This window comes from Halobellus sp. MBLA0158, from assembly GCF_041477585.1.
Taxonomy (GTDB): Archaea; Halobacteriota; Halobacteria; order Halobacteriales; family Haloferacaceae; genus Haloquadratum; species Haloquadratum rubicundus.
In genome coordinates this window covers 902,053-917,176 of record NZ_JBGNYA010000001.1, presented here as the reverse complement: position 1 = coordinate 917,176, position 15,124 = coordinate 902,053, and the positions used below count along the sequence as shown (strand labels likewise).

17 protein-coding genes are annotated in these 15,124 nt (G+C 71.3%); 7 read left to right on the top strand and 10 right to left on the bottom strand.

Annotation, left to right across the window (positions count from 1 at the left end):
* Positions 1-112 precede the first annotated feature (112 nt).
* Positions 113-1,168: a hypothetical protein gene (locus tag OS889_RS04685; protein ID WP_372387741.1), complete on the top strand. Its 1,056-nt coding sequence runs from the start codon at positions 113-115 to the stop codon at positions 1,166-1,168.
* 123 nt (positions 1,169-1,291) lie between these two features.
* Here OS889_RS04685 and OS889_RS04680 read toward each other — a convergent pair whose 3' ends face one another.
* The 8 genes from OS889_RS04680 to dcd form a co-directional block, all read right to left on the bottom strand.
* Positions 1,292-2,026, bottom strand: coding sequence for a DUF8116 family protein (locus OS889_RS04680; protein WP_372387740.1), 735 nt, complete (start codon positions 2,024-2,026; stop codon positions 1,292-1,294).
* Positions 2,027-2,073: 47 nt separating this feature from the next.
* Positions 2,074-2,634 (bottom strand): DUF8054 family protein, encoded by a 561-nt coding sequence (locus OS889_RS04675; protein ID WP_372387737.1) that lies wholly within the window; start codon positions 2,632-2,634, stop codon positions 2,074-2,076.
* Position 2,635: 1 nt separating this feature from the next.
* On the bottom strand, positions 2,636-3,409 hold the full coding sequence (locus OS889_RS04670; RefSeq protein ID WP_372387735.1) for a nucleotide-binding protein: 774 nt from the start codon (positions 3,407-3,409) through the stop codon (positions 2,636-2,638).
* A gap of 45 nt (positions 3,410-3,454) precedes the next feature.
* Positions 3,455-5,104, bottom strand: a complete 1,650-nt coding sequence (locus tag OS889_RS04665) for a cobyric acid synthase (protein ID WP_372387732.1) — start codon at positions 5,102-5,104, stop codon at positions 3,455-3,457.
* 3 nt (positions 5,105-5,107) lie between these two features.
* Complete coding sequence (locus OS889_RS04660; RefSeq protein ID WP_372387730.1) at positions 5,108-5,830, bottom strand: cob(I)yrinic acid a,c-diamide adenosyltransferase; 723 nt, start codon at positions 5,828-5,830, stop codon at positions 5,108-5,110.
* Between the two features lie 62 nt (positions 5,831-5,892).
* Positions 5,893-6,888: a glutathione S-transferase family protein gene (locus OS889_RS04655; protein WP_372387728.1), complete on the bottom strand. Its 996-nt coding sequence runs from the start codon at positions 6,886-6,888 to the stop codon at positions 5,893-5,895.
* A 99-nt stretch (positions 6,889-6,987) separates the two neighbouring features.
* Positions 6,988-7,896: a thiamine-phosphate synthase family protein gene (locus OS889_RS04650; RefSeq protein ID WP_372387726.1), complete on the bottom strand. Its 909-nt coding sequence runs from the start codon at positions 7,894-7,896 to the stop codon at positions 6,988-6,990.
* On the bottom strand, positions 7,893-8,540 hold the full coding sequence (gene dcd / locus OS889_RS04645) for a dCTP deaminase (protein WP_372387724.1): 648 nt from the start codon (positions 8,538-8,540) through the stop codon (positions 7,893-7,895). The genes OS889_RS04650 and dcd overlap by 4 nt, the downstream gene beginning before the upstream one ends.
* A 96-nt stretch (positions 8,541-8,636) precedes the next feature.
* Between dcd and pth2 the strand changes: the two genes are divergently transcribed.
* The 4 genes from pth2 to OS889_RS04625 all read left to right on the top strand — a co-directional run bounded on the left by pth2 (position 8,637) and on the right by OS889_RS04625 (position 12,422).
* On the top strand, positions 8,637-8,975 hold the full coding sequence (gene pth2 / locus OS889_RS04640; RefSeq protein WP_372387722.1) for a peptidyl-tRNA hydrolase Pth2: 339 nt from the start codon (positions 8,637-8,639) through the stop codon (positions 8,973-8,975).
* 84 nt (positions 8,976-9,059) lie between these two features.
* A complete protein-coding gene (locus OS889_RS04635) occupies positions 9,060-10,136 on the top strand; it encodes a PAS domain-containing sensor histidine kinase (protein ID WP_372387720.1) in 1,077 nt (358 codons plus the stop codon).
* A gap of 72 nt (positions 10,137-10,208) precedes the next feature.
* The gene (gene truD / locus OS889_RS04630) at positions 10,209-11,615 is read left to right on the top strand and encodes a tRNA pseudouridine(13) synthase TruD (RefSeq protein WP_372387718.1); all 1,407 of its coding nucleotides are present in this window, start codon (positions 10,209-10,211) and stop codon (positions 11,613-11,615) included.
* Positions 11,616-11,699: 84 nt separating this feature from the next.
* The gene (locus tag OS889_RS04625) at positions 11,700-12,422 is read left to right on the top strand and encodes a DUF2103 domain-containing protein (RefSeq protein WP_372387716.1); all 723 of its coding nucleotides are present in this window, start codon (positions 11,700-11,702) and stop codon (positions 12,420-12,422) included.
* A gap of 10 nt (positions 12,423-12,432) precedes the next feature.
* Here OS889_RS04625 and OS889_RS04620 read toward each other — a convergent pair whose 3' ends face one another.
* Positions 12,433-13,194: a 4-phosphopantoate--beta-alanine ligase gene (locus OS889_RS04620; protein WP_372387715.1), complete on the bottom strand. Its 762-nt coding sequence runs from the start codon at positions 13,192-13,194 to the stop codon at positions 12,433-12,435.
* Positions 13,195-13,254: 60 nt separating this feature from the next.
* Positions 13,255-14,121: a pantoate kinase gene (locus OS889_RS04615; RefSeq protein ID WP_372387713.1), complete on the bottom strand. Its 867-nt coding sequence runs from the start codon at positions 14,119-14,121 to the stop codon at positions 13,255-13,257.
* Between the two features lie 112 nt (positions 14,122-14,233).
* Here OS889_RS04615 and OS889_RS04610 point away from each other — a divergent pair, with 112 nt between their 5' ends.
* Positions 14,234-14,536, top strand: coding sequence for a UPF0175 family protein (locus OS889_RS04610; RefSeq protein WP_372387711.1), 303 nt, complete (start codon positions 14,234-14,236; stop codon positions 14,534-14,536).
* Complete coding sequence (locus OS889_RS04605) at positions 14,537-15,121, top strand: PIN domain-containing protein (RefSeq protein ID WP_372387709.1); 585 nt, start codon at positions 14,537-14,539, stop codon at positions 15,119-15,121.
* Positions 15,122-15,124 lie beyond the last annotated feature (3 nt).

Genomic DNA, 15,124 nt, shown 5'->3' with positions numbered 1-15,124 from the left:
TATCCTGTCAATGGAGTGTTCGGATCGATAGCGCGCCCGCGGGTGCGCCGGCGGCCGGAGTCGGTTGTCGGTACCATACCGCTTAGGTAGGAAGAGGCAAGTCACTCCGAAAGTGGCCCTCAGAGAACCCGCCGCGAGCGTGGTCCGCTCGGTCGACGGGGACCGCGCCGTCGCGCTGTTGGAGTCCGTCTACGAGCACGATCTGCCGCCGGAGATCCAGGAACTCGTCGCCGAGTACGGGCGCCTCGACGGGGACCGGTCGACCTTTCTGTGGAAGTGGATCCACCACCTGGCGCCGAAGAACGTGATGCCGTTCGTCGACGAGTCCGACCGCGACACGGTCGCGATAAACAACACGATGCTCGTGATCTTCGTGACGCTGTTGGACGACCTCATCGAGAAGCGGCGCGACTACGAGACGTTCGACGCCATCACCAGCCTCGTTCGGCTCAAGGGCTGGTCGGACGGGACCGCGTTCGGTCACGGCCCGGGGCGGACCGACGGGGGAGCGTCGGACGGGACCGCCATCGACGAACCGTACGCGGCCTTCGCCGTCCGGGTGTGGGACACGCTGCTCGATCGGCTCGAACGGAGCCCGGAGTTCGACCGCTACGCGCCGCTGTTCCGGTTCGACGTGAGCCAGATCGTCACGTCGATCGAGTACAGTATGCTCGTCATCGAACACCCGGAGCTGGCGTCCGTCGAGGACCTCGAACGGTACGAGTCCCACAATATGGGGATGCACAGCTTCCTCGACATCGACCTGATGTACGCGCCCGCGAGCCAGCAGGAGGACCTGCCGGTCCTGCGGGACGCGGTCGAGATCGCCCAGGAGATGGCGCGGATCGGCAACTGGCTCAGCACCTGGGAGCGAGAGGTCCGCGAGGGCGACGTCAGTTCCGGCGTGGTCGTGTCGGCGCTCGAACGCGGCATCGTCGACGTCGGTGACCTCCCGGACCCCGAGGACCCGGATCCAGCGGCCGCCGACCGCGTGATCTCGCGCATCAACGACCACGACGTCGAGTCGGCGCTCCTCTCGACGTGGAACGACAAGTACCGCCGGCTCGTCGCGCTCGATCGCGAGGCCGACACGGTCGACCTCGGCCCGTTCATCGACGGGACCGAGGAGGTGCTCCGCTACTACCTCGCGAGCCGGTGGTTCACCTGATCGTCAGGTCGCCTGCGGCTCGACCGGCGATTTCGACGGCCTCATAGTGAGTACTCTCGTCTCGTACCGCCGAACGCACCCCTGGTGACGGCGTTCGGCGATACACAGTGAGAGTACTCACTATCAGTTGCCGAACCGTTCGCGCTCGCGGCGACAGATCCGCGCCCACAGGGAGAGCAGGGAACTGTCGAGGCCGTACCGCTCGTCGATCGCCCGGACCCACTCGTCGTCGGTGAAGAGCAGGTACTGGAAGCGGCGGACCGTCGGGTCCAGGTCGTCGAGCGCGAGGTCGCCGACGTAGTAGCCGACGGTCTGGGCTCTGGTCTCGGCGATCAGTTCGGGCGGGACCCCGATCCCGCACTCGCCGGCGACGTAGTCGAACCACTCCAGGTGGAGGACGGCATCGGCGAAAGCGAACCGATCGGCGAAGCCCGAGACCGACTCGATCGCGGGCGCGCCGCGGGCGACGACGTCCTTCGGGCGGCTGAACCGCGGGACCGACACGTGATCGATCGTGCGCGCGTACTGGTCGGCGACGCGCCTGAGCCGCCAGTCGGCGTACGCGACCGGCGCGGTCAGCGGGAGCTCGTACCACGCGGGCGTCCACTCCAGGAACGGGAGCCCGAAGGCGGCGTCGGCGTACAGGTCGGCCGCGACGAGCCGATTGACCGCGGGGGCGACGTCGGCGCCGGTCCGGCCCGCCCGCATCGCGGTCTCGGCCTCGTCGAGGAAGCCGGCGAGGTCGCCGGTGTGGAACCCCATTCCGTCGGCGACGCGGAGGAGGTAGTCACCGCCGGGGCGGAACCAATCGGCGAAGTCCGCGGGAGTCCGCGCGCGGAGTAGCGAGAGGACGCTCACGGTCGCGGTAGGCGGGCGAGCGGTTTATACCGTCGGTTCCCGAGGCGTCAGTCCCGCGAGCGCTCGTCGTCGAGCTGGTCGGCCAGCCCCCACTCGTCGGCGCGGGAGCGGGCCTCCGCGCGGGCCTCCTCCCGGATGGCCTCGATCCGGTCGGCGTCGGCCAGGAACGCCTCGACGGCGCTCCCCCGGTCGGCGTCCAGCCGGTCGTCGGGCGCGGCGGCCCGCGTCCGCTCCGCGAGCGCGTCGTCGCCGGCGAGCTCCCGGGCTGGCGCGGCGGGCGGGACGCGGAGCTCCTCGACGCGGTGGGCCGCCGACAGCGACTCGGCGGGGAGTTCGTACAGTTCGGCGTGAAAGAGGTCGCCGGTGAGTGCCGCCAGCGCGTCGGGGCCGCCGGCGTCGCTCGCGGGGTGGTACGCCAGGACGGGAACGCCCGACTCGAAGGTGAGCACCGCGCGCTCGCCGTCGCCGAAGAGGATCGAGCCCTGCGGCTCGAAGACGACGTAGCCGGTGAGTTCCCGATCGAGGACGTCCGCGAGGGTCGCCCCGACGTCGGCGTCGGTCCGGGAGCGGCGGAGTTCGCCCTCGGGGATGTGGCCGTCGGCGAGCATCTTACACTCGGTCGGGCACGACCGCGCTCCGGAAGCGGTCCGCGACGCCGTCGGCGTCGCCCGCGCGGACGTCGAGCGCCGCGGCCGCCTCGTGGAACGCGTCGGCGGCTGGGTCCTCCGGCGCGTGTGCGAGCAAGGGTTCGCCCGCCCGGCGGGCCGCGCGCACCGCGTCGCTCTCGGGCACGCTCGCGAGTGCCGTCCCGCCGAAGTACCGGCTCGCCTGGTCGGCGATCGTCTCGACGTCCTCGTCGGGGCGGACGCGGTTGAACAGCACGCCCGCGGTCTCGGTGCCGTACGAGCGGGCGTACTCCTGGACCTTGAGCCCGTCCGACAGCGAGGGGACCGTCGGCTGGAGGACGACGACGACCCGATCGGCGAGGACGATCGGCAGGACGGCGCTCTTCGAGCCCAGCGCCGCGGGCGAGTCCAGGAGGAGCACGTCGGCGTCGGCGGCGAGTTCGGCGACGACGTCCCGGAGCCGACCCGGGTCGGCCGACTCGAAGTCCGCGAGGCTCGTCCCGCAGGGGACGACCGACATCCCGAAGCGCTCGTAGACGGCCTCGGAGACCGGGACGTCGCGCTCGGCGACCAGGAGGTCGTGGAGCGTGACGTCGGCGTCGTCGAGGCCGGCGTGAAAGAGGAGGTTCGCCATCCCGGTGTCGGCGTCGATCACCGTCACGTCGTACCGCTCTGCGAGCGCCATCCCGAGCGCCAGCGTGCTCGTCGTCTTCCCGGTGCCGCCCTTCCCGCTGGCGACGGCGAACGCCTCGACCATAGGCTCCCCACGGGGTACCCCTTCAAAAGTCTTCGAGTCCGCGTCTCAGCGCTGATTCTCCGACGGCGACGCGGCGAGGAGCGGATCGAGCGGAACCGACGCGACGAGGTCGGCGGCGCGCGCGTACGGGTCTCGATCGCTCCTGTCCGCGGACGGCCGCTCGCTCGGACGCGGGACACCGGCGCGCTCGAAGACGGTATCCACGAACGCCTCGCGCGCCGCGTCGTTCTCGAAGAGTCCGTGGAGGTACGTGCCGAGGACGTCGCCCGCGGCGGCGCCGAGCGTCACGGGCTCACGGTCGGGAGCCGAAAACGGCGTCTCGATGGAATCGGCCGCCGCGCCCGATACGCGCGTCTCGCCGGCGTGGATCTCGTATCCCTCGACGACGCCCGAGACGCCCGCGAGCGGAGCGCAGCCGTCTATCGTCCACTCGGCGGGCGCGACGCGCTTCGCCTCCGAGAACGCGGTCTCGACCGGCAGGAGCCCGAGGCCCTCGACCGTCGCTTCCGCGCCGACGCCCTCGACGTCGGCGTCGACGAGGCGCTCGCCGAGGAGCTGGTAGCCGCCGCAGAGGCCGACGACCGGGCCGCCGAAGTCCCGCAGTCGCTCGTGGAGGCCGGCCTCACGGGCCGCCCGGAGGTCGTCGGCGGTGTTCTTCGTGCCGGTGAGGACGACCGCATCGGCATCGGAGAGCGGGGCGTCAAGGGGGACGAAGGCAACCCGAACGCCCGGGGTGTCGGCGAGCGGGTCGACGTCGGCCGTGTTCGACGCCCGCGGGAGGCGGGGGACGGCGACGGTAACGGATCGGGAGTCCGGAACGCCGTCGTCGGCGCCGCGGACCTCGCGCTCGTCCGGGGCGGGGAGGGAGACGCTGTCCTCGTCGGGGAGTCCGGGGTCGTCGTAGGGCAGCACCGCGAGAACGGGAACGCCGGTCCGCTCCTCTACGGCCTCGATCCCAGGGTCGAGGAGCGAGCGGTCGCCCCTGAATTTGGTGATGGCGACGCCGGCGACGCGCTCGCGGACGTCGTCGGGGAGGAGTTCGAGCGTCCCGACGATCGAGGCGAAGACGCCGCCGCGCTCGATGTCCGCGACGAGCAGAATCCGGGCGTCGGCGAAGCGCGCGGTCTCGACGTTCGCGAGGTCCCGGTCGTGGAAGTTGATCTCCGCGATCGAGCCCGCGCCCTCGGCGACGACGACGTCGTGGGCGGCCGCGAGGCGCGCGTGGGCCGCTTCGGCGGCCGCCCGAGCATCGGACCAGTGCTCGTCGTAGTAGTCGCCGGCGGCGTAGTGACCGACCGCGACGCCGTCGACGACGAGCTGAGACTCGCCCTCGCCGCGGGGCTTCAGGAGGACGGGGTTGTGGTCGGTCGTCGGCCGGACGCCCGCCGCGCGCGCCTGGACGTACTGCGAGACGCCGATCTCGCCGAAGACCGGATCCTCGCGGTCAGGGGCGCCCGTCCGCGACGTCCCACTATCGCCGCCGCGGACCGCCTCCGGCCGGAGGACCGCGCGCGCCTCGTTGCTCATATTCTGCGCCTTGAACGGCGCGACGTCGACGCCGGCGTCCGCGAGTCGGCGGCAGAGCCCCGCGGCGACGGTGCTCTTGCCGACGTGGCTCGCCGTACCCGCGACGAGGATCGTCTCGGCCGCGTCCCCGCCCGTCGCGTCGTCTGGGTCGTCGGGATCGTCGACCATCGCTCAGTACTCGGTGCCCTTCCGCGCGCGGACTCCCCGATCGAAGGGGTGTTTCACCTTCCGCACTTCTGTCACGAGGTCGGCGGAATCGAGGAGGTACGTCGGTTCGGTGTGGCTCCCGGTCAGGACCAGTTCCAAACTGTCGGGCTTTTGCTCCAGGAGATCGAGGATGTCCGATTCGTCGAGGAGTCCCTGGTCGACCGCGTAGAGCACCTCGTCGAGGACGAGCAGGTGGACGCCGTCCGTCAGGTCCCCGTCGAGGTCGAGCGGCTCGGTCAGGTCCGCGTCGGCGGCGCCCGAGAGGATCTCCTCGGCGCGAGCGAGCGCGCCGCGGGCCTTCGCCAGGTGTTCGTCGTCGTCAGAGCCGTCGAGCAGGCCGTGCCAGCCGTAGTGGCCGGTGTTCTCGTAGGAGATCCCCGGGACCGCCGCGATGGCGTTGTACTCGCCGCGGACGCCCTCGACGGAGTCGGCGCCGCCCTTCAGGAACTGCAGGACGTGGACGCGGTAGCCGTGGCCCGCGGCCCGGAAGGCCATCCCGAGCGCGGCCGTGGTCTTGCCCTTGCCGCCGCCCCACCAGGCCTGGACCAGGCCGAACTCCGCGGGCGCGGCCGGCTCGATCGAATCGGCGGTCGGGCGGACGCCGCCGCCGGGCGTCTCGCGTCGGGTCTGCTCCGGCGTCGTCTCCGAGGCCGGCCGCTCGGACGTCGCCGGATCGCTGTCTGTCATACGGGCACGGACGGAGGGCGCGGATAAGAAGGCGACGCGTCGGGAGCGAGGTAGGAGGAGATTCAGTCGTCGGCGACGGCGGCGTCCCCGCGGAGTTCAGCGGGCAGATCGGCCGGCAGGCGGTCGCGGTTGTGCGGCGCCGAGAAGTCGATGTCGGGGCCGGTCGGGACGAGCCGCTTGGGGTTGATGTCGCCGTGGCTCTTGTAGTAGTGGCGCGTGATGTGGTCGACGTTCACCGTCTCGGAGATGTCGCCCAGCTGGTAGACCTCCTTCGTGTAGTTCCAGAGGTTCGGGTACTCGTGGATCGCGCGGCGGTTGCACTTGAAGTGGGTGTGGTAGACGTGGTCGAAGCGGACGAGCGTCGCGAACATCGCGATGTCTGCCTCGGTGAAGACCTCGCCCGCGAGGAAGCGCTGGTCGTCGAAGACCTCCTCCCAGTGGTCCAAGGCGTCGAAGAGGTCGTCGACGGCCCGCTCGTAGGCGTCCTGGGCGTCGGCGAAGCCCGCGCGGTAGACGCCGTTGTTGATCGACTCGTAGACGTCGTCGATGATGTCGTCGATCTCGTCCTCGCGGCCCTCCGGCAGGAGGTCGACGTCGTTCCGGTCGTCGAACTCCGTGCTGAGCATCCGCATAATCTCGCGGGACTCGTTGTTGACGATGGTCTCTGCTTCCTTGTCCCAGAGCACCGGGACCGTCACGCGCCCCGTGAAGTCGGCGTCGGCGCGGACGTAGATGTCCCGGAGGTACTCCGCGCCGTAGAGCGGATCGGGGTACTCCTCGGAGAACTCCCAGCCGTCGTTGTACCGCTCGGGCTCGACGATCGAGAGGGTGATGTCGTCTTCGAGGCCGAGCAGCCGCCGGGTCATCGCCACGCGGTGGGCCCACGGGCACGCCCGGGAGATGTAGACGTGGTAGCGGCCGGACTCGGCGGGGAACTCCGCGTCGGGGTCGTCCTGGATCCGGTCGCGGAAGGACGTCTCGTCCCTGTCGAACTCTCCGTCCTCGTTCGTCGCCTCGTAGGCGTCGGTGCGCCACTCGCCGTCGACGAGCATATTCATCGGTACTGGACCTTGCACCCGAACGGGCCTAAGTCGTTCGCCACCTGCCGCGGGTCGCGCACGACCGCCGGCTCGGACCCGGCCGCGACGCGGCGAGCGTCACCGATCGAGGAGCGCCTTAACCGCGGTGACGACCGCGTCGGCGTCGGGGCCGAGCACGTAGGTGATCGGCTCGATGCCGTACCCGCCGGTCTGGTAGCAGACGAAGGTGTCCGAGAGACCCTCGCGGTCGGCGAGCGCCTCCCGGATCGGGTCCGCGGGCGCGTCGGCGTCGAACTCGATACAGTCGTAGCCCGCGGCGTCGAGGTCGGCGACGAGGTCCGGATCGTAGCGGATGTTGACGGCGGCGTGGACGTCGCGACCGGCCTCGCGGGCCGAGAGAAGCACGCTCGCGACGTGCTCGGAGACGCCGAACTCCGGGTCGCCGGGGACCGTGGCGCGGCCCTTCACGTCGAAGATCCGGCCGGGCACGCCCGCGACGTCGTCGACGGTCGCCGCGTCGGGGAGGCACTCCACGAGGTTCGAGCCGACGTTCGGGATCAGGCCGGCGAAGCCGCTGGCGTTCGTGAGTCGGCGGAGCGCCCGCCGGACCGACGAGCGGACCTGCTCGCTCGTCCGCAGGCCGCTCTCGGGGTCGTGGATCCGCTCGTAGCCCTCGTAGTCGGCGAGTTCGGGCATCGCCTCCTCGTGGAGCCTCGCGAGGAGGTCGCCGGCCTCCAGCCGGCGGATCAGGACCTCGGCCTCGACGAGCGCCTGCACGCGGCTCATATCGCCGGTCGCGAGGCCGTCGGCGACGCGCTCGACCAAGTCCTGCACGCGCTCGTCGTCGAGGACCTCCTCGCGCCGGCTCACGTCGCCGTGGGCGTACTTCGAGACGGCGCTCTGGCTGATGCCGAGCGCCTCGGCGACCTCGTGTTGGGTGAGGCCGCGCTCGCGGAGCGCCTCGGCCAGCATCGACCGAAAGGTGGGGAGGAACTCGTCGACGACGACCTCCTCGATGAATCTCATCGTGGCTCTGAGTCGGGGGCGTTGCGGGCGTCGGGAGCGGTCCCGGCCTCGTCACCGTCGCCGCCGGCCGCGAACTCGGGGTCGGCGCCGATCCGCGAGGCCTGCGGGCCCGACTGGCCCTGGTACTTCGAGCCGCGCTCGACGCCGTAGGGGCGCGCCGCGGGCTGTTTCAGTTCGGTGAAGATGAGCTGTGAGACGCGCATCCCGGGCGTGAGCGCGACCGGCGCGGTGCCCAGGTTCGAGAGCTCCAGCGTGATCTGGCCCTCGTAGCCCGGGTCGACGATGCCGGCAGTGGCGTGGATCACGACCGCCAGCCGGCCGAGCGACGAGCGGCCCTCGACGCTCGCCAGGAGATCGGGGGGGATCTCGACGCGCTCTTTAGTCGTCCCGAGGACGAAATCGCCCGGGTGGAGGATGAACTCCTCGCCCTCGGGGACCCGCGTCTCGGTGACGTACTCGGAGACTTCGGACTCCCGGTTGGGGTGGATACAGGAGATGTTCGTGCGCTGGAACTCCAGGAATTCCTCGCCGAGGCGCAGATCGAGGCTGGCCGGCTGGACCTGCATATCGAGGTCGTCGATGGGCTCGACGACGAGATCGCCGGCCTCCAGGCGCGCGAGGATGTCGTCGTCCGAGAGTATCATTGTCCGGGGTACCGTGAGCGAGGGACGTAAAGCCATCCGTTGCCGGAGCGCGTCGAGTACCGACAGTATATAGCCGCGCGACCGACATCCCCGCGTATGAAGCAGGCCATCGTCGCCCGGACCGACCTCGGGATGGGCCGCGGGAAGCTGGCCGCACAGGTCGCCCACGCGTCGCTGTCGGCGTACGAGGACACCGACGACCGGACCCGGAAGCGCTGGAAGGGCGAGGGGCAGAAGAAGGTCGTCCTCAAGGCCGACGGCGAGGAGACGCTGTTCCGCCTCGCCGACGAGGCCGAGCGGCTGGGCCTGCCGAACGCCGTCGTCCGCGACGCCGGCCACACCCAGCTCGACCCCGGAACCGTGACCTGTCTGGCGGTCGGCCCGGCCGCCGACGACGATGTCGACCGCGTGACGGGCGACCTCTCGCTGTACTGAACGGCGGCCCAGAGCGGCCGGCGGAGCGGCCGAGGCGACAAACGGCCGAACCACTTACCAACTCTCCCGACGGAGAACGACGTGATGAAGGACCCCGCGGGATCGGACGCGGCAGCGGCGTTCTCGCAGGTCGCCTCCGACCTCGGAGACGCGGTGCTGCTGTACGACGCCGAGAGCGGCGCGCTCCGTCACGCGACCGGCGGCGTCGACGACGTCTTCGGCTACTCCTGCGAGCGGTTCCGCGACCTCGACCCCGCGGCGTACGCCGACGACCCGGAGCGCGAGGCCGCCTCGCGGGCGGCGGCCGCGCGGGACGCCGCAGACGGCGGCAGCGGGACGTACCGCTGGCGGGCCCGGCGGGCGGACGGCACGACCTTCACCGCGGAGTCGACCGTCTCCCGGACCGCCGTCGACGGCCGCGCGTGCCTGGCGTGCGTCGTCAGGGACGTCACGGCGAGAGCCGAGCGCGAGCACCGGCTCGAACGCCTCGCGGAGACGCTCGTCCACGACCTCCGGAACCCCCTGAACGCGGCCGAGGCCCAGGCGGGCATCCTCAGGACCGAGGTCGAGGGTGGCCGCGAGTTCCTGGACCGGCTCGACCGGGTCCACGCCCGGATGCGCGACATCGTCGGCGACGTCCACGCGCTCGTCAGCGACGGCCGCCGCATCGACGACCCCGAGAGCGTCGACCTCGACGCGGTCGTCGCCGACGCCTGGGCGGCCGTCAGCGAGTGCCAGGACGACCGGGCCGGCGCGGACTGCGGCGACGTGGGGCGCTGTGAGTTCAGCATCGAGGGCTCGCTCGGGACGGTCGTCGGCGACGCGCGGCGGCTCGGCCGGCTCTTCGAGAACCTCTTCGAGAACGCGCTCCGACACGCCGGCGACGGCGGCGTCAGCGTCCGCGTCGCCCCGCTCGACCGCGGGGGCGTCGCCGTCGTCGACGACGGCCCGGGCATCCCGGCCGGGGATAGAGGCCGGATCTTCGAGCACGGGTACACCACGGCCGACGACGGGACGGGCTTCGGCCTGAACATCGTCGCCGCCGCGGTCGAGGCCCACGGCTGGGAGATCGCCGTCTGCGAGTCGGAATCGGGGGGAGCCCGCTTCGAGATCACCGGGATGGACGCGGTCGGGGCCGAGCGGGCGGACGGCCGGCGGTGAGCCGATCGGCGATCGGGGGAGCGCCGAACCGGAGCGGCCTTGACCGTCGAGCGGGAACCCGAACCCGATCGGATGCGCGAGGCACACCCGCGGGAACGGCGCGTCGGCATCGAGTACTACCTGAGCGACGCCGCCGGGACCGGCGGTCGGCTCCGCGCGACCCCCGAGGACTTTCGCGTCCGGGAACTGGAGACCGTCGGTCCGGAGCCGCTGTCGGCGGACGTCGGAGACTACCCCCACCTGCTCGTCCGCGCGACGCTCCGGGAGTGGGACACGAACGACTTCGCGCGCCGGCTCTCTGGCGCGCTCGGAATCAGCCGCGAGCGGGTGTCGTGGGCGGGCACGAAGGACAAGCACGCGGTCACGACACAGCTGTTCTCCCTCGCCGAGATCGACCCCGACGACCTCCCGGACGTCGACGGCGCCGAGATCGAGGCGCTCGGCCGGGTCGGGCGCGCGCTCCACTTCGGCGACCTGGCGGGGAACGCCTTCGAGATCCGCGTCCGCGACGCCGACATCGGGTCGGTGGAGGCGATCACCGCCGAACTGCACGCGCCGTTCGAGGGCGGTTCGGACAGCGGAGGGGACCGAGCCAGCCCCCTCGACGTCGCGGTACCGAACTACTTCGGCCACCAGCGCTTCGGGAGCCGCCGGCCCGTCACCCACGAGGTCGGCCTCCGCATCGCCCGCGGCGAGTGGCGCGAGGCGGTCCTGACCTACGTCGGCAACCCCTTCGACGCCGAGCCCGAGGCGACACAGGAAGCCCGGACCTTCGTCGACGAGCAGGCCGAGACGGCCGATCCCGATTGGGCGGAAGCGATCGAGCGGATGCCCGGCGCGCTCCGCTTCGAGCGGTCGATGATCCACCGCCTGCGGGAGGACGGCGCCGAGTCGCCGGACGACTGGCGACGCGCGCTGGAGGCGGTCCCGACGAACCTCCAGCGGCTGTTCGTCAACGCGGCGCAGTCTTTCGCGTTCAACCGCATCGTCAGCGAGCGCCTCTCGCGGGGGCTCCCGCTGGCGCGCCCCGTCGAGGGCGACGTGGTGTGCTTCGCCGACACCGACGCCCCGGAGGGGCTCTACCGACCTGATCCCAACCGGACGCAGGTCGCGACCGAGCGCCGCGTCGACGTGATGACCCGGCACTGCGAGCGAGGTCGGGCGTTCGTGACGGCGCCGCTTGTGGGTACCGAGACCGACCTCGCCGACGGCGAACCCGGCGAGATCGAGCGCGCGGTGCTGGACGACCTCGGGCTCGAACCGGGCGACTTCGACCTCCCGGGCGAGTTCCACTCGACGGGGACGCGGCGGGCGGTGTTCGTGCGGACGGGCGTCGAGGTCGCGGTCGGCGACAGCGACGCCGGCGACGAGATCGAACGCCCCGCCGATGCCTACGACCTCTCGTTTTCGCTTCCGTCGGGCTCGTACGCGACCGTCCTGCTCCGGGAGTACCTGAAGGTCGACTCGCAGGATCTCTGAATCGCCGCCGAATCCCGGACCGGCGAGAGGACCGCTCCGGCCCTCGATAGCCGTCCTTTTATTTTCGCGTCGACTCCTGCCGCTATGGACTGCCGGCGGTGCGGGACCCCGCTCGAACGCCCGGGCGACTACTGCCTGGTCTGCGACACCGCCAACTGCGACGCCGTCGTGGTCGTCTTCGAGCGCGACCGCGCGGAGCTGACGATGCTCGACGGCGAGGACGTCGTCGGCCGGACGACGGTGACGACCCTCCCCGAGGACGACCCCGAGGCCGAGGTCGTCGAACTCCGGAACTTCGCGGGCCAGGTCGCCGACGACATCAGGCGCAAGCGCCCCGAGACCGTCTTCGCCGCCGGCGACCGCGACGTGCTGCGGGAGGCCCGCGCGCAACTGCACCACGAGTTCTACCGGATCGCCGGCGACGACCCCGTCGAGCGCGTGCTGGAACGCCGCGGCGACCGCTCGCTGGAGGTCGTCGACACGCCGCCGCGAGAGAAGCTCGGCGGGTCGCACTCGACGCTCATCGGCGGCCGCGACGGCCGGCGGGCGATCGGCGTCGTGGCCGACCACCCGCACGTGAAGAAGATCGTCCCCGGGCCGATCGACGCCGGCGGCACCGGCTCCCGGACGGGCCTGCGGGCGAAGGTCACCCGCGCCGACGACAACGGCAACGTCCGACTCCTGCTCCGCGACGGATCGAGCGTCCAGGAGAACCGGATCGTCACGACCGCGATGGACAGGGAGACGGGCGAGTTCGTCCGCGATGACCTCAACGACGCGCTCAAAGAGGCCGAGTTGCAGGAGTAGCGGTCGCGACTCAGTCGAGGTCGCCAGACCGGATCACGTCCTCGGCGGCCGCGAGCGCGCGCTCTGGGTCGAACTCCCGGACGATCCGCTCCAGTTCCTCGTCGGACGCGGCCGACAGTTCCCGGGCGTGTTCGGTGATGTTCGGGATCGCTCTGAGGATGTTGTCGACGATCGGGACCGCGGCGGTCTGGGCCGACCGCGAGAGGGGGTTCAGGTCGATCACGATCTCGGTCTTGCCCATCGCCGAGAGCGCCTCCGCGCGGTCGCCGTCCTCCAGGGGGACGAGCACGACGTCCGCGCTCCCGATACCGTCGGCGTCGACCGTCGCGCGCTCGTGGTCGAGGCCGGGGATGCGCCCGTCGGCGGCGAGGCCCTTGATCGGGACGCCCGCGTCGTCGGCGCCGTGCTCGCGGAGATGATCGACGATCGCGCGCATCCGCTCGTCGGTTCGGTTGAAGAGATTCACTTCGACGTCGGCGCCGACCGCGGCCGCGAGGTCGATCATCTCGCCGGGCACGAGCGCCGCGACGTTGCCGTTCACCGAGAGGACCGGGCGCTCGGCGAGGAGCAACAGCGCCGCCGCGGCCCGCGCGGCCTCGTCGGCCGACGCGATGGTGCGCTCGCCCAGCAGGTAGTCGAAGGCCTCGCCGCGGCCCTCGGCGATCAGACCCTGCTTGCTCGTGATGCCCTTCTCGACGCCCGCCTCGATCCGGTGTCGCGTGAGCAGCGACTGGTATCGGGGGTGACTCTCGGGCACGTCGATCTCGCTCATACGCCCGGAATCGGGAGGTGACGGGAAAAGCGGGACGGTTCGTCGGGGTCCGGTGAGCCGTCAGTCCGACTCGGACCGCAGCGTGGCGCCGGCGGCGTGGACCGAGCAGACGGCGGGGTCGTAGCCGGCCGCCGAGAGGCCGTCGCCGAAGGCGAAGACCGTGTCGCCGAGCATCGCCATCGCGGCGTCGCCGCCCGCGTCCCGGACGTCCGCGACGGCCTCGGCGACGCGGTCGGTGAGGAGGTCCGCCTCGCTGGCGAAGCGTCGCGAGAGCGCGACGAAGCGCTCGGTCGTGGGATCCTCCCGGAGATCCGCGAGCGCACGCTCGCCCGCGGCGGTGAGCGCGTCCGTGTCGCCGGAGAGCACGGCCTCGGTCGAGACCGAGCCGAAGGTGACGTACTCGACGCGCGGGCTGGCCGGGACGCCGTCGAGTCGGCCGTGGTCGGGTCCGCCGGGATCGAGGCGGATCGGGAGTCCCCCGCGGGCCTGCGCGACCACGTCGCCGAGGCCGGTGCCCGCCTCGACCTCGGCGCGGTGGGCGATCCCCACCAGACCGTTCTCGGTCTGTCGGGCGTCGTAGACCGCGTTGACGGCGTAGGCGGTCCCGAGCGCGAGCGCGCCGGAGACGCCGAAGCCCGCACCGAGCGGGAGCGGCGTCTCGGCGGTCACGACGGCATCGGTCGCGTCCAGTTCGCGGAGGACGGCGCCGACGGCGTCGATTTCGACGGCGTCGCCGTTGAGCGCGACCGCAGGCCCGGACTCGTCGTGATCGTCACGGGCGTCGCCGCGCCGGACCCGGACGTCGACGCCGTGCGACAGCGTGATCCCGGCGCCGCGCGAGCCCGCGGCCGACGGGTCGTCAGCGGGGTGGGCGCTGAAGAAGCCGGTGATGTGGCCGGGCACGAACGCCGTCGCCTCGTCTGTCATCGCGTGTCGATTGCGCGGGCCGCGTTAAATCGGGCGCGGTTTCAACGGGATGGCGACGGGACGCCGCGCGCCCGTAAGTTGAAATACGAATACGTTGTAGTACGTTGTATACGTGCCCTCGATCAGCGCTCGGATCCCGGACGACGAACGGGAAGAACTGGAGGAAGTGGCCGATCTACTGGACGAAGACAAGAGCACGACGATCCGGAAGGCCCTCGACGAGGGGCTCAGGTCGATCCGCGTCCGCATCGCGGCCGAGCGGTATCAGTCCGGGGCGGTGTCCGTCAACGAGGCCGCGCGCCTGGCCGGCGTCTCGCTCGCGGAGTGGCTGGAGATCGCGCGGGAGCGAAATCTGACGACGCAGTTGCGTCCGGAGGACGTCGAACGCGATGCCGAGAGCGCGACCGAGCTGTAGATGGAGACGTATCTGGACGCGACGACGCTCATTGCCCTAGGGAGCGTCGGTGAACTCGGACTCCTCGGGGCTCTCGACGGCCCGCTCGTCACGACTCCGCGGGTCGTCGACGAGGTGACGACCGAGCCAGCGCGATACCGAGTGGATCAGGTACTCGGCGAGGGGGACGAAGGCGGCCGTGACAGATCCGAGAACAGTCGTTTCGACGACGTCGTTCGGATCCGTTTCCAGCGGGCGATTCCGGAGCGCTACGTGACACCCGCCGCTGACCTTCTCGGGGAGGAAGACCGAAACGGCGACGTTGAACTGATCGCGAACGTCCTCCGAGCACGAGACCGCGGACGGGAGATCGGCGTGGTCTCCGACGATCGCCGAGTCAGAACCGTCGCCGACGGGCTCGATGCGACGGTAACGGGAACGCTGGGAGTCGTGATACGCGCCGTCCGCGAGGGAATCGGCGCCGACGAAGCCAAGTCGATAGTACGAGCGCTCGACTCCGAAGGGCTACACCTGACCGGAGAGCTTCGAGACACGGCGTTCTCTCTCATCGACGAGGCCGCAAGAGATCACGACGGTAGTATCTGAAGG

Coding starts and splice junctions, on each gene's coding strand:
- OS889_RS04675 (WP_372387737.1), bottom strand. CDS start 2,634: ATGCTCGCCGACGGCCACATCCCCGAGGGCGAACTCCGCCGCTCCCGG.
- OS889_RS04670 (WP_372387735.1), bottom strand. CDS start 3,409: ATGGTCGAGGCGTTCGCCGTCGCCAGCGGGAAGGGCGGCACCGGGAAG.
- OS889_RS04665 (WP_372387732.1), bottom strand. CDS start 5,104: ATGGTCGACGATCCCGACGACCCAGACGACGCGACGGGCGGGGACGCG.
- OS889_RS04660 (WP_372387730.1), bottom strand. CDS start 5,830: ATGACAGACAGCGATCCGGCGACGTCCGAGCGGCCGGCCTCGGAGACG.
- OS889_RS04655 (WP_372387728.1), bottom strand. CDS start 6,888: ATGAATATGCTCGTCGACGGCGAGTGGCGCACCGACGCCTACGAGGCG.
- OS889_RS04650 (WP_372387726.1), bottom strand. CDS start 7,896: ATGAGATTCATCGAGGAGGTCGTCGTCGACGAGTTCCTCCCCACCTTT.
- dcd (WP_372387724.1), bottom strand. CDS start 8,540: ATGATACTCTCGGACGACGACATCCTCGCGCGCCTGGAGGCCGGCGAT.
- pth2 (WP_372387722.1), top strand. CDS start 8,637: ATGAAGCAGGCCATCGTCGCCCGGACCGACCTCGGGATGGGCCGCGGG.
- OS889_RS04635 (WP_372387720.1), top strand. CDS start 9,060: ATGAAGGACCCCGCGGGATCGGACGCGGCAGCGGCGTTCTCGCAGGTC.
- truD (WP_372387718.1), top strand. CDS start 10,209: ATGCGCGAGGCACACCCGCGGGAACGGCGCGTCGGCATCGAGTACTAC.
- OS889_RS04625 (WP_372387716.1), top strand. CDS start 11,700: ATGGACTGCCGGCGGTGCGGGACCCCGCTCGAACGCCCGGGCGACTAC.
- OS889_RS04620 (WP_372387715.1), bottom strand. CDS start 13,194: ATGAGCGAGATCGACGTGCCCGAGAGTCACCCCCGATACCAGTCGCTG.
- OS889_RS04615 (WP_372387713.1), bottom strand. CDS start 14,121: ATGACAGACGAGGCGACGGCGTTCGTGCCCGGCCACATCACCGGCTTC.
- OS889_RS04605 (WP_372387709.1), top strand. CDS start 14,537: ATGGAGACGTATCTGGACGCGACGACGCTCATTGCCCTAGGGAGCGTC.